Here is a 21,900-nt window from a genome sequence, read left to right as displayed (position 1 = left end):
AATGAAACAATATATCATAAAACGAATCCTGTCGGCAATTCCGCTTCTTATTATCATTTCGTTTGTGTGTTTTGTGTTTATTAACCTGATACCATCCGATCCGGCGGAGGTGGCACTGCGCATCCGCCAGGTACCGATTATTACAGAAGAGGCGGTGGCACAGGTAAGGGCGGAACTTGGATTGGACAAACCATATCTGATACGATATATTTCCTGGCTGGCTGACTGTCTGAGGGGAGATTTTGGAATCAGTTACGTCAATCCGAGCCGTACAGTTGCGGGCGAACTGATGCGCTGTCTTCCGGCGACTCTGCAGCTTGCGGGTGTATCGTTTGTGATGGTTCTGGTACTGAGCATTCCGATTGGAGTGCTCTGTGCCGTTTATAAGGATGGTGTGTTTGACCGCATCATGCGGGCGATTGTTTTTATGACAACGGCGATGCCTGCATACTGGGTAGGGCTTCTTCTGATCTGGCTGGTTTCGATCAAGCTGGATCTGCTTCCAACGAGCGGAAGCGGGAGCTTTAAACACCTGATTCTGCCATCGTTTACGGTATCATTGAGTTATATATCGACGTATATCCGCCTGATCCGCAATAATATGTTGGAAAACATGAAACAGGATTATGTTCTCTATGCCAATGTGAGAGGCATTCCAAACCGGCAGATTCTTCTTAAACACATTTTGAAAAATTCGATGCATACTTGTATTGTAGCGATCGGAATGAGCATACCGCAGCTGATTTCCGGAACGATCGTCGTTGAGAATGTATTTGCCTGGCCGGGGCTTGGGACACTCTGTATCAGCTCGATTTTTAACCGGGATTATCCGGTGATCCAGACGTATGTGCTATTGATCGGAGTACTATTTGTCGGATTTAATTTATTATTTGATATTCTTCAGACAATTTCAGATCCGCGTCTTAGAAAGGAGAGTCATTGATGGTAGGACGATTGATTCGAAACCGGGCGGCCGTTGGAACGATTGGTCTGGTGCTTATCGTGGCGCTCATAGGGATCTTTGCACCGTTTATCGCACCGAATGATCCGTATGCAACGGATATTTTAAATAAATTTGCCGGATTCAGCCAGCAGTATCCACTTGGTACCGATAATCTGGGACGGTGTATTTTGTCGAGAATGATTTATGGAATCCGTCCGACGCTGGGGCTGGCAGTCCTGACCATGCTTGGAACGATTGGCCTGGGAGCGTTGATGGGACTTTTGGCAGGTTATTTCCGCGGGATCGTGGAAGAGGTGATCATGCGCACAGTCGATGTAATGCTTTCATTTCCGAGCCAGATCATGGTGTTTGCAGTGGTAGCCCTGTTGGGAATCAGCGTGCAGAATGTAATTCTGGCCAATGTGTTTATTAAATGGGCCTGGTATGCGCGGATGATCCGGACAGGTGTTATGCAGTATCGTGACCGGAACTTTGTGCGCTTTTCACGATGTATAGGAACACCAGAATCTTTTATATTATTTCGCCATCTTGTACCGTCAATTGCGGCAGATCTGGCAGTTTTATCCTCTCTGGATGTCGGATGGGCGATTATCAATATTTCAACCCTCTCATTTCTGGGACTGGGTGTACAGGCACCGACACCGGAATGGGGAGCGATGCTGAGCGAGGCGAAGAATGTCCTCACCAGCAATCCGGTACAGATGCTGGTTCCGGGAATTGCGGTGGTAATTCTGGTAGCAGCGTTTAACCTGATGGGAGATGCCCTGCGGGATGTGCTGGATCCGAAGGAGGTGCAGAAATGAGCCTGAATCATGAGCGGGTGCAGCCGATTCTGCGGGTGGATGGACTGAATGTAGAACTGAAAATCAGAAATAAACAGAAAAAATTGGTCGAGAATGTAAGCTTTGAGGTAGAGCCGGGGCAGTGCCTGGGTATTCTGGGAGAATCCGGAAGCGGAAAAAGCATGACGGTAAAAGCAATTCTGGGACTTCTGGACCGCCAGTTCCGGATAGAAGGACAGGCATGGTTTGAGGGAAAGGATCTATGCCGGGCAGGACGGGATGAACTGCGGCGGCTGCGTGGGCAGAAGATAGGCATGGTTCTCCAGAATCCGATGACCTGCTTTGATCCACTTTACCGGATTGGAAGCCAGATGGCCGAGACCTTTGCAGCCCATACAGATTGGGATCGGGCAAAGATCCGGGAGATTTCCCTGGAAGTATTGGAAAAAATGAGAATTCATAATCCGGAGGAAGTGCTGGGGCAGTATCCACACCAGCTTTCCGGAGGAATGCTTCAGAGAATCATGATTGGGCTGGCACTGGCGATGAAGCCGGCACTTCTGGTGGCAGATGAACCGACAACGGCAATCGATGCCATCACCCAGGCTGAAATTTTGAAGGAATTTCAGCGGATCAAGGAAGAAAGTCATACGGCGATGATATTTATCTCCCATGATTTGGGGGCGGTTTCGAAGATTGCGGACGAGATCGTCGTGATGAATGGAGGAAAACTGGTCGAACAGGGCGATTTTGAACATATCTTAAGGCATGCAAAGGATCCGTATACACGGATGCTTGCAGAGACACGGCGCTCGGTCATGGAGCGCTACCGGCTTTGCCTGGATAATCAGGAGGAATTATGCTTGAATTAAAAGATATATGTGTCAGCTTCCGGAGTGAGCGTCAGGATAAATTGTTTGGAACCTCCAGGGACCAGGTGCTGTTTGACGTATCTTTGCAGGTGGAAAAGGGAAGCTGCCTGGGGATCTTAGGAGAAACTGGAAGCGGAAAATCGACGGTTGGACGTGTCCTTTGCGGACTTTTAAAACCGGATTCCGGGCAGGTGCTTCTGGATGGGGAGGAGATTTATCGAAACCGTCAGGGGAGAAAGAATCTGCAGAAGAAAATCAGTATTGTTTTTCAGGATTATACAACCTCGGCGAACCCGCGTTTCCGTATACGGGATATTCTGGCGGAGGGACAGCGGGCAGCAGCACGTAAAAAGGGAATCCGGAAGCTTTCAAGAGAGAAAATAAAAAAAGGTGCCGGAGAGCTGATGGAGATGGTGGGACTAAGTTCAGATTTTCTGGATCGATATCCCCATGAATTGTCCGGCGGTCAGCTCCAGCGAGTCTGCATTGCCCGGGCGGTAGCCTGCGAACCGGAGATAATTCTGTTCGATGAGGCGATTTCATCTTTGGATGCACATACGCAGGTGCAGGTTATGGATCTGCTTATAGATTTAAAGGAGAAACTGAATCTGACGTATGTATTTATTACGCATGATTTGACGTCGGTTACCTATCTGTGCGATGAGGTGCTGTTTTTATACCGCGGACATATCACAGAATGCCGTCCGGTCCGGGAGCTGGGAAAGACAACGGATGAATATGCGCGCAGGCTGCTGCAGGCGATCGTTTAGATGGAATTGAGTAAAAGGAGCAGAAAAGTTCTCAGAACAGGAAATAGAACATGAAAATATATGAAACGAAGGTGGAGGCAGGCACGAAGCAGTGGCTGAAAATTCCGGTGGATGAGGAATGCAGCCTGAAAGCGGCGGCTTTCTGTGGTTCAAGACCGGGAAAACGGTTGATTGTTACAGCGGGGGTACATGGCTGTGAGTACATAGGAATTCTGGCAGTTTCCCGTCTGATTCAGGAACTGGATCCGAGGCAGATGAAGGGAGAGGTTGTATTTCTTCCGATTGCTAATGAAGGTGGATTTTATAAGGAAATCAAGCAGCTGGTACCGGAGGATGGTGTCAATTTAAATCGGGCATTTCCGGGAACGGAAATGGGAAGCCGGTCAGCGAAGATAGCAGCAGCTGTGGAAACGTATCTGTATCCAGATGCGGACTTCCTCGTGGATCTCCATAGTGGAGATATTCACGAGATGGTAGTTCCGTTTGCCTTTTTTCCGGTGGCAGCAGGCGAGACGGTAGAAAAAAAGGCGGCTGCAGCGGCAAGAGCGATGTCTTTGTCGTGGAGAGTGGCATCAACGGCGAAAAATGGTCTGTACAGCTGGGCAGCGCAGAAAGGAATCCCGGCTCTTCTACTAGAACGGGGCGGACTGGGACGTTGGACAGAACGGGAGGTGGATGCATATCGGATAAACCTGTATGAACTGCTGGTTCATCTGGATATTTTGCCAGAAAGTATTCTGGAATCAGTCAAAGGAATGAATTTAAAAGATTCAGAAAGCTCCCCGGAATCAGAGGTACTTCCATCCGGGAAAATAGAGCAAAGGGAGATTCGGATCATGCGCTATCTGGAGGCACCGGGAAATGGATTCTGGTATCCGGCTATCCGGGAAGGAAGCTGCCTGAAAAAAGGAGATTTACTGGGAGAAATCCGGCGGCTTGACGGCAGCCTGATGTATCGTTATGAATCAGAGCTTGACGGCATGGTCTTTTACTATACCTTGTCACTGGGGGTAAGTGAGGGAGAACCGCTGGTAGCATATGGCGAATGCTAAGAAAAAAGCATCTTTGGATGAAAGGATCCAAAGGTGCTTTTTGCATAGGAAAAGACGGTCAATAAAAAAATATCTGTCAAAAAAAGGGGATTATATGGTATGATAAATAGCAGAAAATAGATTTTTGAGGATAAATATAGAAATAGAGGAATATATATGAGACGAATTAAGCTAGTGGTTTCTTATGACGGAACCGCCTACTGCGGGTGGCAGCTTCAACCCAACGGAGTGACCATTGAGGAGGTGCTGAACCAGGCACTTTCTTCTCTTTTAAAAGAGGATATCCAGGTCATCGGGGCGAGCCGGACGGATTCGGGTGTCCATGCGATGGGAAATGTGGCAGTTTTCGATACCGAGAGCCGGATTCCGGGGGATAAGATCTGCTTTGCACTCAACCAGCGCCTGCCGGACGATGTGCGGATCCAGGCGTCGGAGGAGGTGCCGCTTACCTTCCATCCACGCAAGGCAAACTGCGTGAAAACGTATGAATACAAGATTTTGAACCGCAAGATCGATATGCCGCTGCAGCGCTTATACAGCCATTTCTGCTATTTCAATCTGGATTTAGAGAAAATGCAGAAGGCGGCATCCTATCTCATCGGCGAGCACGATTTCAAGAGTTTCTGTACGGTGCGGACGCAGGCGGAGGAGACGGTGCGGACGATCTACAGCCTGACCGTGACGAAGGCGGACGACCTGATTACGATCCGCATCAGCGGCAGCGGTTTCCTCTACAATATGGTCCGGATCATCGCCGGGACGCTGGTTAAGATCGGCATGGGCGTTTACCCGCCGGAGAAGATGGAGGAGATTCTGGAGGAGAAAAACCGGGCGGCAGCAGGTCCTACGATCCCAGCACGCGGGCTGACGCTCGTAAGCCTGGAGTATGAAAAAGAGCTGGCACCGTACCTGGAGGGCGAAAATAAGCACTGGCACTATGTGCTCGATCAGAGAAATGTCCCGGAGAAAGGGCTTGCATACCTCACGATCGAGCGCTGTGAGCCGGAAGAGCTTGACGGCGTGCTGCGCCGCGTGATCCATCAGGCATACCGAAACGGCGCGAAACGGGTGTTTGTGCGGGATACGTTTGGAGAAGAGGGGAGCATCTGCGGATATTACCGGCTGAGACGGCAGCCGGAGACGGAAGAAGGCTGGCTGGAAGCCGTCTACGAGGGTGAACATCGGTGAGCATGAGTAGAACATTTGATTATCTGGTCTGTTTCAGCGTCTATTCGCTGATTATCCTGATTATAGGAAAATCATCGTTCGGTGAGAGCGATTCGATTGGGAAATTTTTTATCGGAGAACGGAAATGCGGGTTCTGGCGGCTGTTTTCCACCTTCGTCGGGACCTGGGTGTCCGCTGCGACCATTCTGGGATACACGGGCAATGTTTTTGAAAATGGAACCTCCGTGATCGCTGTGACGGTTATCCCGTGGTTCATCGGCGCGGGGCTGCTGTATCTCATCAGCGGCCGTATCTATGACTGCGACATGCTCACGATCCCGCAGTTTATCGGGGAGCGCTACCATTCCCGCTTTCTGCGTACCTGCTGTGCGCTGCTGCTCTCGGGCGGTTACGTTTTTTATCTGGTGATCCAGATCAAGGGATTTGGAATTGCGGCGGCGACGCTTTTAAATATCGATTATAAAGTTGCAATTTTTTTGGTTTATCTGTTTATTCTGTATTCTACCTTTGGAGGATTCAATTCGGTTACCAAGACGGATGGCGGAAACCTTATCATGCTCACGATCAGTATAGTGGTTGTCTATTTTGTCGTGGTCGGAGGAATAGAGGGAAGCGGATTTCTGACAAACGCGGAGGTGTTTAGTCGAAATGCGGCGGGCAGCGGGACGGACAGTTTTGGAAATCTGATGAAAGATTACAGCCTTACCATGTACCTCACGATGTTTTTTGGCTGGGGTATGGGGCTGGCAGCGAACCCACAGTATCTGATCCGGATTGTGGCGGCAAAGAGCCGTGAGACGGCGCGGAAAGTCCTGATCTGTTCGCTGGTGTTCTTGACATTTTTTTATTTCTGCCTGACCCAGATCGGTCTGGGGCTTCGGATCCTGTTTCCTTATCTGTCCTATTACTTCGGATCAGACGATATTTTTGTCTACGCAATTAATTATTTGCTCCGATCACGGTTCAGCGGATTTTTCTTAATCAGCGTGATCGGCGCGTGCATGTCGACGGCGAACTCGCAGCTGCTTCTGATTGGCTCGATGATGTCCTACGATGTGGCGGCGCAGTATGGAAAATGGAAGAAAACAGAGGACCGTATCCTGGGGCTGACGCAGCTCTTTATCTTTCTCGGCGGAACGCTGGCGCTTCTACTCTCCTTAAATCCACCGTCCAACAGCCTGTTTTTCGGCGCGGATATCTGGGGATTGTTTTCAGCAATTCTGACGCCACTTCTCTACGGTACGCTTTATTATAAGCGGGCAACGAGGACGGGCGCATGGGCGGCATTTGTGACAGGGGTAACCGGGACGGTGCTGCTTCAGCCACGCGAGCTGCCGGTTTACTGGGGATTTCCGGTGACGCTGTGTTCGACCCTGGTTTTTGTCCTTGCCCCGGTGCTGGAGAGTATATGGAAAAAACGTGCTTGCTAAAGGCGGGCATTTGGAAACATGAAGCTGTCAGACAACAGCGAGAAGGAGGCGAAAACGAGCGATGAATAAATGGCTGAAACGTCTTTCAAATTGGTTTTTCCAGATTGAAAATGAGGTCATGATTCCCTTTGTTCTGGTGGGAATCCTTGTCATCGGAAGTTTCAGCGTGATTTCCTATTATAATGGCTACACGATGCAGAAAAACAGTGAGATGGAGCTGGCGGATACGCTGTTTGAGGATGTAAACCGCGATCTGCACTTTCTGGAAAAGCGTCTGCCGGAGGAGGAGATCGCGGAAAAATACCGGAATTTTGAGCGCGGGCGGATCCGGATTCTGGATCGTGACGGTGAGGAGATCACGGCTGGAACCCGTTGGGAAAACACATCGGTACTGGCAGTCAGCAAGGGGGACAATCCATTTGGCTGGCGGCTGGAGTACCGGATGAATGAGAGAATATTCGGGGAACGCATCTTAGAGCAGCAGAGCTATCTGGTAGTCGGCGCCATCGCGTCGCTGATTCTCATCTGCCAGGCAAGCATTTTCATTTCCCATAGTATCACGCGCCCCATCCGCAGGATGAGCCATACCTGTAAGGAAATTGAGGAAAACAAGGGCAGTTATCAGAAATACCGGTTTGAGGCGGTCAGCCGCCACGACGAGATCGGACAGCTGGCGGTTACCTTTGAGGGGCTGCTCAAAAACATGGATAATTACACGAAAATGGAATATACCAGCCGGATGGCAGCGACGCTGGCGCATGAGATCAAGAACCCGATCGCGGGCATCCGCTCCGGCATTCAGCTTTTAAAGGGCAGGACGGTCAAGGACGGCGATAAAATGCTCTGTGACAGCATGATCCATGAGATCGACCGTGTCACGGCGCTGATCATGAACCTTCTGACTTTGTCAATCCGGCGTGAATCACCGAAAACGGAGATTTCTGTGACCGGTGTTTTAAAGGAGATCGGAATGATCTATGCGAAAGGACCGGACAGCCGCCGCGCATCGCTTTTTGTGGAGGCAGAAGAGGGACTGAGGGCGTGTCTCAATGAAAATGAGTTTCGCCAGATCATTCACAACCTGATCAGCAACAGCCTGAGGGCGCTGGTACCGGACCGCGAGGGACAGATTAAGCTTATGGCAGCCGCGCAGGAGAAAGAAGTGATTGTGACGGTGCAGGACAACGGAAAAGGCATGACGGAGGAAGAAGTCTCCAAGGCGCTGGAACCATTTTATACAAAGAGCATCAACGGAACCGGGCTTGGGCTCTCAATCGTGAGCCGCCTGGTGGAGTCAAATGGAGGAACGATGGAGATCGTGAGCAAGCCGGGGGTAGGGACAGACGTGGTTTTAAAATTTCCGGGGAAAATGGTATAGTGTGACCATTTAATGAGGTATTTCACGAATTTAGTATTTAGAGTATAATGTTATGAAACAGGGAGGAGGATGCACATGGATCGAATTTTGATTGTGGACGATGAATTTCTGATTCGCTATACACTGGAGGAAGGACTGAAAGACAGGGGATATGACGCCTATTCAGCCGCAACCGTCGAGGAAGGGCTGGAGTTTGTCAGGAAATATCATCCGGGTGTGCTCCTTCTCGACAATCTCCTCGAAAACAGTGTCGGGATGGATGAGATTGTCAATTTCAAAAATGCAGATGAGGAACTGCAGGTCATCATGATGACGGCGTACGGTTCCGTCTCCCAGGCGGTTGAGGCGACGAAGCGCGGTGCATATGATTATATTTTAAAGCCGTTTGATGTGGATGAGATCGATATGCTGATCAAGCGGTGTCTGGAGCAGAAGCGCAACCGGGATTCACTCGTCTTCCTGAAAGGCGATGTGCCGCAGTTTTTAGGTGTCAGTGAGGCAGCTGCCCGGATCCGGCACCTTATTCAGGTGCTTGGGGAAAATTTGTCGGTCAATGTACTCCTGCGCGGGGAGACGGGAACGGGCAAGGAAGTTGTGGCGCGGCAGATTCATGCGAACAGCGCCCGCAAGGATAACCTGATGGTACGCATTAACTGCGGTGCGATTCCGGAAAATCTGATGGAGAGCGAGCTCTTTGGCTACGAGCGCGGCGCGTTTGCGGGGGCGCTCAAGACGAAAAAGGGCTTGATTGAGCTGGCGGACGGCGGTACGGTCTTTTTGGACGAGATCGGCGAATTGCCGATGGCGATGCAGACGAAACTTCTGACCTTCCTGGATGACCGGAAATTTAAGCGGATCGGCGCGCTGGAGGACACGGCGGTCGATGTTCGGATCATTGCGGCGACGAACAGAAATCTCGAGGAGGCGATCAAGGCGGGGCAATTCCGGGAGGATCTGTTCTACCGGCTGAATGTCATGCAGATCGAGATTCCGCCGCTTCGTGACCGGCGCGAGGATATCCCGGTGCTCTGTGACTATTACCTTGACTATTATAATAAAGCCTTTGCCCGCAATATCGAAAAAGTGGATCCGGATTTCATGCGGGAGCTGCTCTTGTACGACTGGAAAGGCAATGTCAGGGAGCTTAAAAATATTTTTGAGCGTTGTTTTCTCTTCAGCCAGGGAAATATCCTGGAAAAACACGTGGAGTTGGCGCCGGTCGAGCGGGAGGCAAGGCCGGAGAGCGGGGACTGCATCTATCTGAAAGATTTGAAAAAAGGACCGATCGACCTCGAGCAGGAGGTCGCGGCGCTGGAGAAACGATATATGTCGGAGGCGTTGAAACTTTCCGGCAATAACCTGACGCGGGCGGCGGCACTGCTCGGCGTCACCCGGTTCTCAATGAAACGGAAGATGGAGCGGGAAGACGGGGAGAAGTAGAAAAAGCAGAAAAACTGTATCAGGAGGAAGGACGAAAATGGTTGTCTGGTAAACCGGGTGCAGGAATGAATGGTAAAAGAGTGCAAAAAATCACATCGTGCAAAAACGCACGCCTAAAACGTGCGTTTTTGCACGATTTTTGTATATAAATTAAATTATTTTAAAAAATATTAAAATTATGATTGAAAAATACATAAAAGTCAGATAAAATATCATTAGAAGCAAAAAAACAAGGGGAACATACAAAAAACATCTCATCTTAAAAATAGTTTCCGATGGTTGTTGAAAACAGACAGAAGAAACGCTAAGCCGCAAAAATGAGATGTGTGAGCTAAGAAAGGGAGGAATGAACCATGTTTTATGTCGATTTAAACAGTGATTTAGGTGAGAGCTTCGGTAACTATACGATTGGTATGGATGAAGAAATTCTTCAGTACGTGTCTTCCGCCAACGTAGCCTGTGGATGGCATGCAGGTGATCCGATGGTTATGGATAAGACCATCGCATTGGCAAAGAAATACGGAACCGCAGTAGGAGCACATCCGGGATTTCCGGATCTGATGGGCTTCGGTCGAAGAAACATGGTGGTAACTCCGGAAGAAGCGAAAGCATATCTGAAATACCAGCTCGGCGCATTGAGCGCATTTACTAAGAGCCAAGGCGTAAAAATCCAGCACGTAAAACCGCACGGTGCATTCTACAACATGGCAGCTGTTGATGAGAAGCTGGCGAGAGCGATGTGTGAAGCAGTCTATGAAGTAGATAAAGATATCATCTTCATGGGTCTGGCAGGATCCCAGATGATCAAGGCAGCCGAGGAGGTTGGTTTACAGGCAGCGAGCGAGGTGTTCGCAGACCGTGCATACAACGATGACGGAACCCTGGTTTCCAGAAAACTTCCGGGAGCAGTCATCAAAGATAAAGACCTGGCAATCAAACGTGTCGTAAGAATGGTAAAAGAAGGAAAAGTTGAGAGCATCAACGGAAACGACATTTCCATCAAGGCAGATTCCATCTGTGTACACGGAGACAACCCAAAAGCGCTGGAGTTCGTAAAGAACATTCGTGAGACCCTGGTAGCCGAGGGAGTGGAGATTAAAAATCTGTTCCGCTAATACGTATATAAGGAGAAGAAAAATATGGGAGAAAAGAAAAAAAGTAATGCGAACACGACAGCCCTGATTGGCGCCGCGTTCCTGATGGCAACGTCTGCGATCGGACCTGGTTTCCTGACACAGACTGCAACCTTTACCGGTCAGTATGGCTCTATTTTCGCACTGGCAATCATCTGCACCATTCTTCTGGATGTTACAACCCAGTTAAATATCTGGTCCATCATCGGTGTGTCCGGTATGCGTGGACAGGATATCGCAAATAAAGTTGTTCCGGGACTCGGATATTTCATTGCGTTTCTTGTGTCTCTCGGCGGTCTGGTATTCAATATCGGTAACGTCGGCGGCGCCGCAACCGGTTTTAATATCGTATTCGGTTTCCCACTGAAAGTCGGAACCGTTGTAGCCGGTGTCATCGGTATCCTGATCTTCTTATCCAAGGATGCGAAAAACTTCATGGATAAGCTGACCAAATACTTAGGAAGCATCATGATTGTTACCGTACTTTATGTAGCATTCCGTTCCAAACCTCCGGTTGTTGAGGCAATCAGCAGCGTTGGACATCTGAACGAATTCCCGAACCTGGTATTCCCGATTATTACCCTGCTTGGCGGAAGCTGCGGCGGTTACATCACATTCTCCGGTGCCCATCGTCTTCTGGATGCAGGTTTCTCCGGAACCAAGGATCTTCCGCACGTTCGCCGCTCCGTATTAATGGGCGTCAGCGTATCGGGTGTTATGAGAATTTTACTGTTCCTCGCAGTTTTAGGCGTTGTTACAGCAACTCCGGAAGTTGTTGGAAGCGAAGCATGGGTAGCAAGCCCGCCAGCAGCAGCTTTTAAGGCAGGCGCAGGCATCATCGGTTACAAGATCTTCGGTCTGGTTATCCTGTTTGCAGCTATCACCTCCATCATCGGTGCAGCGTATACATCCGTATCCTTCTTAAAGACCCTGCATCCGTTCATCATGGAGAATGAGAAATGGTTCGTTATCGGCTTCATCGCTGTATCGACCGTTATCATGACATTACTTGGACAGCCGGCAACTCTTCTGGTTCTGGCAGGTTCCGTAAACGGACTGATTCTTCCGATTACACTGCTTGTCATTCTTCTGGCAAGCCGCAGGAAAGATATCGTCGGTGAAAATTACAAACATCCGACCGTACTCATCGTACTTGGTGTATGCGTTGTTCTTCTGACCGGTTACTCCGGAATCAAGGCTCTGCCGAAGATTCTTACCATCTTTGGTTAATGAATGAAAAAATGCAAAAAATGTGGTAAAATAATAAAAAACGATTAAACGGACAGGCGCCCGGCGGACTGGCTGGATGAGCACGCAGATGGCTGGCTTATGGCAGCAGGTCTGCCGGGCGTTTCCCTGTAACTGGCTTGTTGGGTCGGAAGCAGTTTTTAGGTTTTTCGAAGAAAAGCAGAACAGGCAGGCGGGGGCTTCGTTTATCTGACAGGAGGTATATATGAGCGAGGTAAGATACCTTGTAGCGGGCGACAGCGCTGTGTGCGTTGAGTTTGGCAATGAAATCAGCCCGGAGATCAACAAGAAAATCCGCGCATTCAAGATTGCGGTTGAAAAAAGCGATATACCGGGAATTGTGGAGACGGTTCCGACATACCGCTCCTTATTAGTACATTATCATCCGGAAGTGATCGGATTCAAGGCACTCACAGAAAAATTTGATAAATTGATGGGTTCCTTATCCAGCATTCCGATCCCGCCGCCAACTGTTATCGAAATTCCGGTTCTCTACGGCGGAGAGATGGGTCCGGATATTGAAAATGTTGCGGAGCACAATCACAAGACCGTGGAAGAGGTCATCAAGATTCATACATCTGAAGAATATCTAATCTACATGATTGGATTCATCGCTGGATTCCCATATCTGGGCGGCATGAGCAAAGAGATCGCAACCCCGCGTCTGAAGAGCCCGAGAGTGAAGATTGAGGGCGGCTCCGTTGGTATTGCCGGTGAGCAGACCGGTATCTACCCGGTAGCATCTCCGGGAGGCTGGCAGTTAATTGGACGGACTCCGTTAAAACTCTATGATGCAGACCGCGAGAAACCAGTGCTTCTGGAAGCGGGACAGTATATCAAGTTTGCTGCAGTAACCGAGGAAGAGTATAAAAAGATCGAAAAAGAAGTCGAAGATGGAACCTACAAATACGTTGTGTACGATAAGGAGGTATAAAGATGGGCATTAAGTTTGCAAGCGGCGGATTCCTCACAACCGTACAGGATATGGGACGCACCGGCTATCAGGAGTCCGGTATGTCTGTATCAGGCGTTATGGATCAGCGTTCCGCAGCGATCGCGAATATTTTGGTGGGAAATGATGAAAACGAGGCGGTTCTGGAAGTAACCCTGATGGGACCGATGATGGAATTTACAGAAGACAATATTATCGCAGTAACCGGCGGCAATCTGGTTCCGAAGGTAAATGGAAAAGATCTTCCGATGTATCAGGCAGTTTTAGTACATAAGGGCGATTCCATGAACTTTGCCGGTATGACAAGTGGAAGCCGCGCGTACATTGCAGTGGCAGGCGGGCTGGATATCCCGGTACAGATGGGCAGCAAATCCACTAACTTAAAGCTGAAAGTAGGCGGTTATCAGGGAAGAAAGATCGGCGGCGGAGACGAGATTGGTTTTGCTGCTCCGAAGACGACCCTTCCAAATATGAGAAAGAGAAAAGTGACGCCGGAGGACTTCTCCCAGACTGAGAAAACCATCCGCGTTGTCATGGGACCGCAGGATGACTGCTTTACCGAGAAAGGTGTAGAGACGTTCTTAAGTAGCACATATGCATTTACGAATGAGTCCGACCGTATGGGCTGCCGTCTCGAGGGCGAGGTCATCGAGCATAAAAATGGTGGCGATATTATTACAGACGGTATCGCCTTTGGTGCGATTCAGGTGCCGTCCCACGGACAACCGATTATCATGATGGCGGATCATCAGACCACCGGCGGTTATACGAAGATTGCTGGTGTTATCTCTGTGGATCTTCCGCTGGTTGCACAGTCCAGACCGGGTTATAAAGTACATTTCCAGAAAGTAACGGTTGAGGAAGCACAGAAGCTCTACATTGAGCAGGTGGAAAAACTCAAGGCACTCAAAGAAGAATTGGCAAAAGTACCGGAATCGTGCGGAGAACTCGATGCGGTGATTCAGGTAGCGGTTGGATGTGAATCGAAGAGATACTGGAATCCGATTGGAACCTACCGGGTTGTGATCGATGGAACTGAATATATGGTTGAATTAGAGGAAGAGACTGAAAGATTCAGATAAACCTCAGATGTATTGAAAGATATGGAGGGAACGTATATGGCAGATTATAGCAAAATGACACCACCGGAAGTATGGAAACTGATTCGGACTGGCGAGATTACCCGCCCGACGGCTGGCATGTGTGCCGGATATGCACAGGCAAATTTGGTTATCCTGCCGAAGAAGTACGCGGATGATTTTAAAGAATTTGCAAGAAAGAACCCGAAACCGTGTCCAATCCTGGAAGTCGTAGAGGGCACACCGGATATCCACGATATGGGCGAGGGCGCGAGTATCGTGACGGACATCCCGAAATATTTCATTTACCGAGACGGTGTGAAAGTCGATGAGGTGACAGATGTTTCTTCTTATTGGAAAGAAGATTCGGTTGCATTCCTGATTGGCTGTAGCTTCTCCTTTGAGGAGGCGCTTATGAAAGCCGGCATTGAAGTGCGCCATATCGCGCAGGGCTGCAATGTTTCCATGTACAAGACCAACATCCAGTGTGAGAGCGCCGGCGTGTTCAAGGGACCGATGGTTGTCAGCATGCGTCCCATGACCCCAGAAAACGCACAGAAAGCCAAAGAGATCACAGACCGTTATCCAAACGTACACGGCGGTCCGGTCCAGATCGGCGATCCGGCAGCGATCGGTATTAAGGATATTTCCAAACCAGACTATGGCGATCCAGTCGAGATCCGCGAGGGTGAGATCCCGGTATTCTGGGCTTGCGGCGTTACCCCTCAGGCAGCGATTGAAAATGCAAAACTTCCGTTAGTCATTACCCATGCACCGGGACATATGTTCATTACCAATGTCCTGAATACGGAGCTGAATGATTATCTGGAAGCGAAGAAGCAGAAATAGGCAGAATCGGTTCTGCCATTGCAGGAACGGTTTTATCGAAAAATAAGGTTTGACGGAGATTTCCCAGTCTCCTTCAAATAAATTCTCTTGAGAAAAGAGAAAAAGTTCATTACCAACCTAAAAAGCGGCGAAAAGGGAAGATGGAATCTGAGAGGAGGAAGTCTTCCTTTTTCATGTGTATCCCATGCGTATATCAGATGCATGGAATGAAACGAACTTATCTTGTAAATCCGGGGAAAAAACCTTGTATTTTCAAGGAAAAACCGCTTGACACGTCCGGAAGCGTGTAATATAATAAGTCAGTATGACATGAGTCAGGAAGATGTCGGCACCAAAGCCCCGGAGCAGGCATTTCATGATATAGTTAATCTCAATTATATGAAGTAAAACAGGAGGTCAACCAATGAAGAGTTTTATGGCTAGTCCAGCAACAATCGAAAGAAAATGGTATGTAGTTGACGCTACAGGATATACATTAGGTCGTCTTGCATCTGAGGTAGCAAAGGTATTAAGAGGCAAGAACAAACCGATCTTCACACCGCACATGGATTGCGGCGATTATGTAATCGTAGTAAACGCAGAGAAGATCAAAGTAACCGGTAAGAAGATGGATCAGAAAATCTACTACAATCACTCTGATTATGTAGGTGGCATGAGAGAGACGACCCTTCGTGAAATGATGGCTAAGAAGCCGGAGAAGGTTATCGAGTTAGCAGTTAAAGGTATGCTTCCAAAGGGACCTTTAGGAAGAAGCATGATTACAAAACTTCATGTATACGCAGGTCCGGAGCACGAGCAGGCAGCTCAGAAGCCGGAAGTTTTAGAAATCAAGTTTTAATTAAAGGCACTGGAAGGAGGAAACTATAATGGCTAACAAATTTTACGGAACAGGCAGAAGAAAAAAATCTATCGCTAGAGTATACCTTGTACCGGGAACCGGCAAGATTACTATCAATAAAAGAGACATCGACGAGTACTTTGGTCTTGAGACCCTGAAAGTGGTTGTTCGTCAGCCGCTCGTAGCAACCGAGACAGTTGATAAGTTCGATGTACTTGTAAATGTACGTGGCGGCGGCTTCACAGGTCAGGCTGGCGCTGTAAGACACGGCATCTCCCGTGCACTTCTTCAGGCAGACGCTGATTACCGTCCGGTACTGAAGAAAGCAGGCTTCTTAACTCGTGACCCGAGAATGAAAGAGCGTAAGAAGTACGGTCTCAAAGCAGCTCGTCGCGCTCCGCAGTTCAGCAAGCGATAATCTACAGCTTAATAATGCTAAAAAAGCCCGGAAATACGCCATTTTCCGGGCTTTTTCTATGCCTGAAATCATCTGATTCCGATGGTGAAATTTGAGGAAATTTGACTTCAAATTAACCCATTTTGATGGGTTTACCATGGGTTTACGGCCTATTTTTGAGCCTAATGGGTGGGAAAATGGGTTTACAGAAGGCCATTTTGGAGGGGAAATTAGCCCCATATCCTTGACAGATTTTCGGCAAACATCTGGCTGAAACGGAATGAAAAACAGTGTCAGGTTCGTTTGGCGAGTTCTGACGAATTCTGCAAAAAAATAATATCAGGTATCCTGTTACATAGAGCCTTGGCTCATTCTTTGAAAACGAGAATGGGTCGAGGCTCTATTTTTTTCGCCCGAAATCCGGCGAGACAAATTTGAGCAGGAGGTAACAGGTATGACGGATTTCAATCAGAAGACCCATGACACCGATGTGGGCAGTCATGGCGGACAGTCGAGGCAGATGATGGAGGTGTTTGAGAACCAGGAGTTTGGTTAGATCTGGTTGTTACAGGAGGCAGGCAAGACCTTCTTCTGTGCAAGCGACGTGGCGAAAGCGTTGGGATATGTGAATCCCTACGCCGCAGTGAAACGCCATTGTAGAGGCTCCCTAATGAAACGCGAGGTGGTCGTTCAGAAGGTGAATCAGTATGGAGATGCTGGAGAGCAGGTCGTTGAAATCTCCTTTATCACGGAAGGTGATGTTTACCGGCTGATCGTTCACAGCAAGTTGCCATCGGCAGAACGGTTTGAACACTGGGTGTTTGATGAAGTTCTCCCGTCCATCCGAAAGCATGGTGTGTATATGAGCGATTCTATTTTGGATCAGGTGATTTAGCATCCGGAGGTCATCTACACCCTGGCGAAGGAGCTTGTGGCCGAGAGAGAGCAGCTTGAGGGTATCCGCAAACAGCTGGATGCGGCACAGCCCAAGGCAGACTACTTCGACACCTTTGTGAATTCGGAGGATTGTACCTGCATCCGGAATTTCTGTAAGGAAATCGGAATCCCGGAGAAGACGGCAGTAGCTCTCTTACTGGATCATCGCTATCTGTACCGCAGTCCAAGCGGCTGGCTGATGCCTTTTGCAGACAAATCTGCAAGGGGCTATTTTATTGTCCGGGATTGCTACGGCAGAAGCGGAAAACTGGTGCAGCAGACGAGAGTGACCTGCAAGGGAAAGAATCATCTCTTCAAGTTGTTTAAGAAATGGGGTGTGATCGAATGACGCTTTTTACAGAGGGACGCCTTCAGGCGTTTGAACGCATGATGCAGGATACCGGCAAATACCATCGACGGGAGGACAGCGAAGATCGTCCGCGCAAATGTCCGAAGAAAAAAACGGAGCCTGCGAAAAAGGATGGTGAGCACCATGCCGGTATTCAGGGTTGAGAAAAACAGCAATTACACAACGATGTGCAATTACCACCTGCGGGATCAGGGTCTCAGCCTGAAAGGAAAAGGACTTCTCTCTATGCTGCTTAGTTTACCGGACACATGGAACTATTCGGTACGGGGATTATCTTCGATTACACCGGATGGCGTAGATGGGGTGCTTACAGCTCTGAAAGAACTGGAACGTCTTGGATATCTGGAAAGGAACCAGCAGCGTGAGAGTAACGGTCGGATGGGCAGAGCGGAGTATGTGATCTATGAGATGCCAAGGAAAAAGCCGTGTACGGAAAAGCCGTATACGGTAAATCCGGATACGGACACACCGGTTACGGAAAATCCCGCGCAATTAAGTACTAATAGAACAAGTACTGAAACAATCAATAAAAGAGAGAAGAAGGAAATCCAGCACCGGTATGGCTCATACGAAAATGTCCTTCTCTCTGACACGGAATACGGCAAGCTCCGGCAGGAGTTCCCAGGAGATTATCAGATGCGGGTGGAACGGCTCTCTGAGTATCCGCTTTGAGCTTTCTTTTATGAATATGGCTACGGATGCCTCGAATTTTGAGAAGATGGTGCGCATCCCGTACCAGAAGGATCATTTCAATCCGGTGCGCACGGAGTACAGCACCATGCTGCGCCGCCAGCTTGCCAGGCAACAACGGCCTGACCAAGACGAAGTACCTGACGTTTGGCATTGAAGCAGAATCCATGAAACAGGCAAAGCCGAGGCTCAATCACATTGAGATCGACCTGATGAACAACTTCAAACGCTTGGGTGTCCGGGCAAAATTGCTGAACGGTAAGGAACGGCTTCATCTGATGCACGATATGTTCCACATGGGTGACCATGACCGATTCAATTTCGATTGGAAGTGGCTGCCGGAGAGCGGGCTGTCGGTAAAGGACTTTATTGCCCCGACCGGGTTTGCCTTTCCGAAGAACCGTGTTTTTCAGATGGGTGGGATGTATGGTTCCATGTCCTATCTCCAGATTACGGCTTCCGACCTGTCGGATCAGCTGCTGAAGGACTTTCTGGATATGGAATCCAGCCAGATTGTGACCATGCACATTCAGTCGGTAGACCAGAACAAAGCAATCAAATCCATCAAGCACACCATTACGGAGCTGGATCGTTCCAAGATTGAGGAACAGAAGAAAGCTGTCCGTTCCGGATACGATATGGACATCATTCCGTCAGATTTGGCAACTTACGGCAGGGACGCAAAGGCACTGCTGAAGGAATTGCAGAGCCAGAATGAGCGTATGTTCCTGCTGACCTTTCTGGTGATGAATACCGGCGAGACGGAGCAGGAGCTGGAAACCAATGTGTTTCAAGCTTCCAGTATCGCGCAGAAGTACAACTGCAACCTGCGCCGTCTGGACTTTCAGCAGGAGCAGGGGCTGATGAGCTGTCTGCCGCTGGCACAGAACCTGATTGAGATTCAGCGCAGCATGACTACCAGCAGCACGGCAATTTTCGTTCCGTTTACCACCCAGGAACTGTTTCAGACCGGGAAAGAGGCTCTGTACTATGGGCTGAATGCTCTGTCCAACAACCTGATTATGGTTGACCGGAAAAAGCTCAAAAACCCCAACGGGCTGATTCTGGGTACTCCCGGTTCCGGTAAATCCTTCTCTGCCAAGCGAGAAATCGCCAATGCGTTTCTGGTGACGGATGACGATGTAATTGTGTGCGATCCGGAAGCCGAGTACACGGCACTGGTGAAGAAATTTGAGGGGCAGGTCATTAAAATCAGCCCTTCCAGCGCGCAGTATATCAACCCGATGGACATCAATGCGAACTATTCGGAAGAGGATACCCTGCGAAGTTCTGTCAAATGTAGATAATCTGACAATACGAACATGGCTCACACGTAGTCTTCGACACCGAATATCAGCCAGCACACATATGAGGACGGAAAATGTAGCAGCTTTTGAAAAAATTGCTTTTTTCTGCTCAAAGTGCTATAATCGGAATATACCGAATACAAAGGGAGGAAAGCTCCCATGCCAAGACCGCCACGGTGCCGTCGAATTTGTGGCGTACCACAGGTCGATACATTCTGTCCTAACGGGTGCGAGAATACCGAGCCGATCCTGCTGACGCTGGACGAATACGAGGTCATTCGGCTGGTTGACTTGGAGCAGCAAACCCACGAGCAGTGTGCCGCTCAAATGGAGATTTCCCGCTCTACCGTGCAGGAGATTTACGAAAGCGCACGGAGCAAGATCGCAGCGTGTCTTGTCCACGGGAAACCGCTGCACATCACCGGGGGAAACTACCGCATCTGCGGAGGACAGGAGGCAGCTCACTGCGGCCGTTGCTGCCGGATGCAGTGAGCCAACATGGAAAAATCAGGCAAAACTTGCAAAGGAGATTCCATTATGAAAATTGCAGTTACCTATGAAAGCGGTCAAATCTTTCAGCATTTCGGTCACACCGAGCAGTTCAAGCTTTATGAAGCTGTGGACGGCAAAATCGTCCATGCGGAAGTCGTTGATACCAACGGCAGCGGTCACGGCGCACTGGCAGGATTCCTGATGCAGAACGGCGTGGCCGCTTTGATTTGCGGAGGCATCGGCGGCGGTGCGCAGGCGGCTCTGGCCGAAGCGGGCATCAAGCTCTACGGCGGTGTCAGCGGGGACGCTGACGCGGCGGTGAGCGCATTGCTCAGCGGAAATCTGGGATACGACCCCAATGTTCACTGTGATCACCATAACCACGAGCACGGCGAGGATGGGCACACCTGCGGTGACCACGGCTGCGGCAAGCATAGCTACCATTGATATGGAACGCACACTGACACAACTTCCGTTCTGGTCATCCTTGACCGAACACGAAATGGAAACGCTACGCCGAAGCGCCTTTGTCCGTCATTATGAAAAGGGCGCGTTCGTTCACAGCAGCGACAATGAATGTCTCGGAATGCTGTTTATTCTTTCCGGCGAGATCCGCACCTATCTTCTCTCCGAGGAGGGGCGGGAGGTAACACTGTTCCGCCTGTATCCGGGCGAACTATGCGTGCTTTCTGCCTCTTGTGTGATCAGTCAGATCACCTTTGATACGCAAATGACTGCTGGAATGGATACGGAAGTTCTGATTATCCCTGCAAATGTCATTGCTGCGCTCAAGGAGCAAAATCTTCATGTCCGCTGCTTCCTCTATGAGTTGGCAACGAAACGGTTTTCTGATGTGATGTGGGCGATGCAGCAGATCATGTTCAAGGGGCTGGATCGGCGACTGGCAGATTTTCTCCTGGCCGAAGCGGAGCGTACCGGCTCCAACACGATACGCATGACCCATGAGCAGATCGCCCAGCACATCAGCTCGGCGCGGGAGGCGGTGGCGCGGATGCTCAAGAGCTTCTCGGAGGACGGGCTGGTGGAGCTGAAGCGCGGTGCGATCACGCTGCGGGATATAGACGGATTGAATCACTTAAAATGAAAATATTGCTTATAACACGAATCCTTGTTATAATATGAGCAGAAGAAGCTGAAAGGAGCATCGGCCATGAAAGAAACGAAATACGCAGGAACTCAAACCGAAAAAAATCTGATGGCCGCCTTTGCCGGCGAGTCCGAGGCGCGCAACAAATACACCTATTTTGCATCCAAGGCCAAGAAGGAAGGCTACGAGCAGATCGCGGCGCTGTTCCTCAAAACCGCTGATAATGAGAAGGAACACGCCAAGCTGTGGTTCAAAGAGCTGAACGGCATTGGCGACACCGCCGAAAACCTTCTCTCCGCCGCTGAGGGCGAGAACTACGAGTGGACGGATATGTACGACGCTTTGCCAAAACCGCCGACGAGGAGGGCTTCCATGAGCTGGCCCAGCGTTTCCGCCTGGTAGCCGCCATTGAAAAGCATCATGAGGAGCGCTACCGTGCCTTGCTGCACAATGTGGAGATGGCGGAGGTCTTTGCCAAAAGTGAGGTCAAGGTATGGGAGTGCCGCAACTGCGGGCATATCGTGATCGGTGAGAAAGCACCGGAGGTCTGCCCGACCTGCAACCATCCCCAGAGCTACTTTGAAATTCACGCAGAAAACTATTAAAGAGAAAAGGAGAACGAATC

At 49.5% G+C, this 21,900-nt stretch carries 23 protein-coding genes and 2 pseudogenes; all 25 read left to right on the top strand.

Going from position 1 to position 21,900, the window contains the following annotated elements; genetic code table 11:
* Position 1 precedes the first annotated feature (1 nt).
* A complete protein-coding gene (gene opp1B, locus DWZ16_RS02245) occupies positions 2 to 943 on the top strand; it encodes a nickel/cobalt ABC transporter permease (protein ID WP_117796486.1) in 942 nt (313 codons plus the stop codon).
* On the top strand, positions 943 to 1,767 hold the full coding sequence (gene opp1C, locus DWZ16_RS02240) for a nickel/cobalt ABC transporter permease (protein ID WP_107000778.1): 825 nt from the start codon (positions 943 to 945) through the stop codon (positions 1,765 to 1,767). The genes opp1B and opp1C overlap by 1 nt, the downstream gene beginning before the upstream one ends.
* Entirely contained in the window at positions 1,764 to 2,618 is an 855-nt protein-coding gene (locus DWZ16_RS02235) for an ABC transporter ATP-binding protein (RefSeq protein ID WP_107000777.1), read from the top strand. The genes opp1C and DWZ16_RS02235 overlap by 4 nt, the downstream gene beginning before the upstream one ends.
* Positions 2,606 to 3,388, top strand: coding sequence for an ABC transporter ATP-binding protein (locus tag DWZ16_RS02230; protein WP_118481851.1), 783 nt, complete (start codon positions 2,606 to 2,608; stop codon positions 3,386 to 3,388). Before DWZ16_RS02235 ends, DWZ16_RS02230 begins: the two co-directional genes overlap by 13 nt.
* 50 nt (positions 3,389 to 3,438) lie before the next feature.
* On the top strand, positions 3,439 to 4,440 hold the full coding sequence (locus tag DWZ16_RS02225; protein ID WP_118481850.1) for a succinylglutamate desuccinylase/aspartoacylase family protein: 1,002 nt from the start codon (positions 3,439 to 3,441) through the stop codon (positions 4,438 to 4,440).
* Between the two features lie 156 nt (positions 4,441 to 4,596).
* Entirely contained in the window at positions 4,597 to 5,628 is a 1,032-nt protein-coding gene (truA, locus tag DWZ16_RS02220) for a tRNA pseudouridine(38-40) synthase TruA (protein WP_118522219.1), read from the top strand.
* A gap of 2 nt (positions 5,629 to 5,630) precedes the next feature.
* Positions 5,631 to 7,058 carry a sodium:solute symporter family protein gene (locus tag DWZ16_RS02215; protein WP_118293461.1) on the top strand — a complete coding sequence of 476 codons (1,428 nt, stop codon included), beginning with the start codon at positions 5,631 to 5,633 and terminating at the stop codon, positions 7,056 to 7,058.
* A gap of 61 nt (positions 7,059 to 7,119) precedes the next feature.
* The gene (locus DWZ16_RS02210) at positions 7,120 to 8,436 is read left to right on the top strand and encodes a sensor histidine kinase (protein WP_107000772.1); all 1,317 of its coding nucleotides are present in this window, start codon (positions 7,120 to 7,122) and stop codon (positions 8,434 to 8,436) included.
* A 75-nt stretch (positions 8,437 to 8,511) separates the two neighbouring features.
* The gene (locus DWZ16_RS02205; RefSeq protein ID WP_107000771.1) at positions 8,512 to 9,876 is read left to right on the top strand and encodes a sigma-54-dependent transcriptional regulator; all 1,365 of its coding nucleotides are present in this window, start codon (positions 8,512 to 8,514) and stop codon (positions 9,874 to 9,876) included.
* A gap of 353 nt (positions 9,877 to 10,229) precedes the next feature.
* Positions 10,230 to 10,991: a LamB/YcsF family protein gene (locus tag DWZ16_RS02200; protein ID WP_022358636.1), complete on the top strand. Its 762-nt coding sequence runs from the start codon at positions 10,230 to 10,232 to the stop codon at positions 10,989 to 10,991.
* A gap of 24 nt (positions 10,992 to 11,015) precedes the next feature.
* On the top strand, positions 11,016 to 12,239 hold the full coding sequence (locus tag DWZ16_RS02195) for an NRAMP family divalent metal transporter (RefSeq protein WP_118469093.1): 1,224 nt from the start codon (positions 11,016 to 11,018) through the stop codon (positions 12,237 to 12,239).
* Positions 12,240 to 12,462: 223 nt separating this feature from the next.
* Positions 12,463 to 13,191 (top strand): 5-oxoprolinase subunit PxpB, encoded by a 729-nt coding sequence (gene pxpB, locus DWZ16_RS02190; RefSeq protein ID WP_022358506.1) that lies wholly within the window; start codon positions 12,463 to 12,465, stop codon positions 13,189 to 13,191.
* Positions 13,192 to 13,193: 2 nt separating this feature from the next.
* Complete coding sequence (locus DWZ16_RS02185) at positions 13,194 to 14,291, top strand: biotin-dependent carboxyltransferase family protein (RefSeq protein WP_118522218.1); 1,098 nt, start codon at positions 13,194 to 13,196, stop codon at positions 14,289 to 14,291.
* Positions 14,292 to 14,327: 36 nt separating this feature from the next.
* Positions 14,328 to 15,137: a putative hydro-lyase gene (locus tag DWZ16_RS02180; protein WP_022358508.1), complete on the top strand. Its 810-nt coding sequence runs from the start codon at positions 14,328 to 14,330 to the stop codon at positions 15,135 to 15,137.
* Between the two features lie 403 nt (positions 15,138 to 15,540).
* Positions 15,541 to 15,975: a 50S ribosomal protein L13 gene (gene rplM / locus DWZ16_RS02175; RefSeq protein WP_107000767.1), complete on the top strand. Its 435-nt coding sequence runs from the start codon at positions 15,541 to 15,543 to the stop codon at positions 15,973 to 15,975.
* A gap of 28 nt (positions 15,976 to 16,003) precedes the next feature.
* A complete protein-coding gene (gene rpsI / locus DWZ16_RS02170) occupies positions 16,004 to 16,393 on the top strand; it encodes a 30S ribosomal protein S9 (protein ID WP_022358510.1) in 390 nt (129 codons plus the stop codon).
* A 541-nt stretch (positions 16,394 to 16,934) separates the two neighbouring features.
* Positions 16,935 to 17,267: a BRO family protein gene (locus DWZ16_RS15825; RefSeq protein WP_243021894.1), complete on the top strand. Its 333-nt coding sequence runs from the start codon at positions 16,935 to 16,937 to the stop codon at positions 17,265 to 17,267.
* A gap of 36 nt (positions 17,268 to 17,303) precedes the next feature.
* A complete protein-coding gene (locus DWZ16_RS15820; RefSeq protein WP_243021893.1) occupies positions 17,304 to 17,657 on the top strand; it encodes a phage antirepressor KilAC domain-containing protein in 354 nt (117 codons plus the stop codon).
* Positions 17,654 to 17,821, top strand: coding sequence for a hypothetical protein (locus DWZ16_RS15380; RefSeq protein WP_002576412.1), 168 nt, complete (start codon positions 17,654 to 17,656; stop codon positions 17,819 to 17,821). Before DWZ16_RS15820 ends, DWZ16_RS15380 begins: the two co-directional genes overlap by 4 nt.
* Complete coding sequence (locus DWZ16_RS02160; RefSeq protein ID WP_338108856.1) at positions 17,790 to 18,350, top strand: helix-turn-helix domain-containing protein; 561 nt, start codon at positions 17,790 to 17,792, stop codon at positions 18,348 to 18,350. Before DWZ16_RS15380 ends, DWZ16_RS02160 begins: the two co-directional genes overlap by 32 nt.
* Positions 18,337 to 19,645, top strand: a pseudogene (locus DWZ16_RS02155) (DUF87 domain-containing protein); the annotation flags it as partial. The gene DWZ16_RS02160 and the pseudogene DWZ16_RS02155, both read left to right, overlap by 14 nt.
* 189 nt (positions 19,646 to 19,834) lie before the next feature.
* Positions 19,835 to 20,167, top strand: coding sequence for a DUF134 domain-containing protein (locus DWZ16_RS15815; RefSeq protein WP_243021892.1), 333 nt, complete (start codon positions 19,835 to 19,837; stop codon positions 20,165 to 20,167).
* A 45-nt stretch (positions 20,168 to 20,212) separates the two neighbouring features.
* Positions 20,213 to 20,614, top strand: a complete 402-nt coding sequence (locus DWZ16_RS15810; protein WP_243021891.1) for a NifB/NifX family molybdenum-iron cluster-binding protein — start codon at positions 20,213 to 20,215, stop codon at positions 20,612 to 20,614.
* Complete coding sequence (locus tag DWZ16_RS02140) at positions 20,580 to 21,272, top strand: Crp/Fnr family transcriptional regulator (protein ID WP_243021890.1); 693 nt, start codon at positions 20,580 to 20,582, stop codon at positions 21,270 to 21,272. Before DWZ16_RS15810 ends, DWZ16_RS02140 begins: the two co-directional genes overlap by 35 nt.
* A gap of 66 nt (positions 21,273 to 21,338) precedes the next feature.
* Positions 21,339 to 21,880 (top strand): annotated as a pseudogene (rbr, locus tag DWZ16_RS02135) (rubrerythrin).
* Positions 21,881 to 21,900 lie beyond the last annotated feature (20 nt).

The organism is Clostridium sp. AF29-8BH (assembly GCF_003478145.1).
GTDB classification, from domain to species: Bacteria; Bacillota; Clostridia; order Lachnospirales; family Lachnospiraceae; genus Otoolea; species Otoolea fessa.
This window is presented reverse-complemented; position numbering and strand designations above follow the sequence as displayed.

What these genes read in the sequence shown, in the direction of transcription:
- opp1C (WP_107000778.1), top strand. Translation starts at nt 943, where the DNA reads ATGGTAGGACGATTGATTCGAAACCGGGCGGCCGTTGGAACGATTGGT.
- DWZ16_RS02210 (WP_107000772.1), top strand. Translation starts at nt 7,120, where the DNA reads ATGAATAAATGGCTGAAACGTCTTTCAAATTGGTTTTTCCAGATTGAA.
- DWZ16_RS02195 (WP_118469093.1), top strand. Translation starts at nt 11,016, where the DNA reads ATGGGAGAAAAGAAAAAAAGTAATGCGAACACGACAGCCCTGATTGGC.
- rpsI (WP_022358510.1), top strand. Translation starts at nt 16,004, where the DNA reads ATGGCTAACAAATTTTACGGAACAGGCAGAAGAAAAAAATCTATCGCT.
- DWZ16_RS02160 (WP_338108856.1), top strand. Translation starts at nt 17,790, where the DNA reads ATGGTGAGCACCATGCCGGTATTCAGGGTTGAGAAAAACAGCAATTAC.
- DWZ16_RS15810 (WP_243021891.1), top strand. Translation starts at nt 20,213, where the DNA reads ATGAAAATTGCAGTTACCTATGAAAGCGGTCAAATCTTTCAGCATTTC.
- DWZ16_RS02205 (WP_107000771.1), top strand. Translation starts at nt 8,512, where the DNA reads ATGGATCGAATTTTGATTGTGGACGATGAATTTCTGATTCGCTATACA.
- DWZ16_RS02185 (WP_118522218.1), top strand. Translation starts at nt 13,194, where the DNA reads ATGGGCATTAAGTTTGCAAGCGGCGGATTCCTCACAACCGTACAGGAT.
- opp1B (WP_117796486.1), top strand. Translation starts at nt 2, where the DNA reads ATGAAACAATATATCATAAAACGAATCCTGTCGGCAATTCCGCTTCTT.
- DWZ16_RS02225 (WP_118481850.1), top strand. Translation starts at nt 3,439, where the DNA reads ATGAAAATATATGAAACGAAGGTGGAGGCAGGCACGAAGCAGTGGCTG.
- DWZ16_RS02230 (WP_118481851.1), top strand. Translation starts at nt 2,606, where the DNA reads ATGCTTGAATTAAAAGATATATGTGTCAGCTTCCGGAGTGAGCGTCAG.
- truA (WP_118522219.1), top strand. Translation starts at nt 4,597, where the DNA reads ATGAGACGAATTAAGCTAGTGGTTTCTTATGACGGAACCGCCTACTGC.
- DWZ16_RS02215 (WP_118293461.1), top strand. Translation starts at nt 5,631, where the DNA reads ATGAGTAGAACATTTGATTATCTGGTCTGTTTCAGCGTCTATTCGCTG.
- DWZ16_RS02235 (WP_107000777.1), top strand. Translation starts at nt 1,764, where the DNA reads ATGAGCCTGAATCATGAGCGGGTGCAGCCGATTCTGCGGGTGGATGGA.
- rplM (WP_107000767.1), top strand. Translation starts at nt 15,541, where the DNA reads ATGAAGAGTTTTATGGCTAGTCCAGCAACAATCGAAAGAAAATGGTAT.
- DWZ16_RS15380 (WP_002576412.1), top strand. Translation starts at nt 17,654, where the DNA reads ATGACGCTTTTTACAGAGGGACGCCTTCAGGCGTTTGAACGCATGATG.
- DWZ16_RS02180 (WP_022358508.1), top strand. Translation starts at nt 14,328, where the DNA reads ATGGCAGATTATAGCAAAATGACACCACCGGAAGTATGGAAACTGATT.
- pxpB (WP_022358506.1), top strand. Translation starts at nt 12,463, where the DNA reads ATGAGCGAGGTAAGATACCTTGTAGCGGGCGACAGCGCTGTGTGCGTT.
- DWZ16_RS15815 (WP_243021892.1), top strand. Translation starts at nt 19,835, where the DNA reads ATGCCAAGACCGCCACGGTGCCGTCGAATTTGTGGCGTACCACAGGTC.
- DWZ16_RS02200 (WP_022358636.1), top strand. Translation starts at nt 10,230, where the DNA reads ATGTTTTATGTCGATTTAAACAGTGATTTAGGTGAGAGCTTCGGTAAC.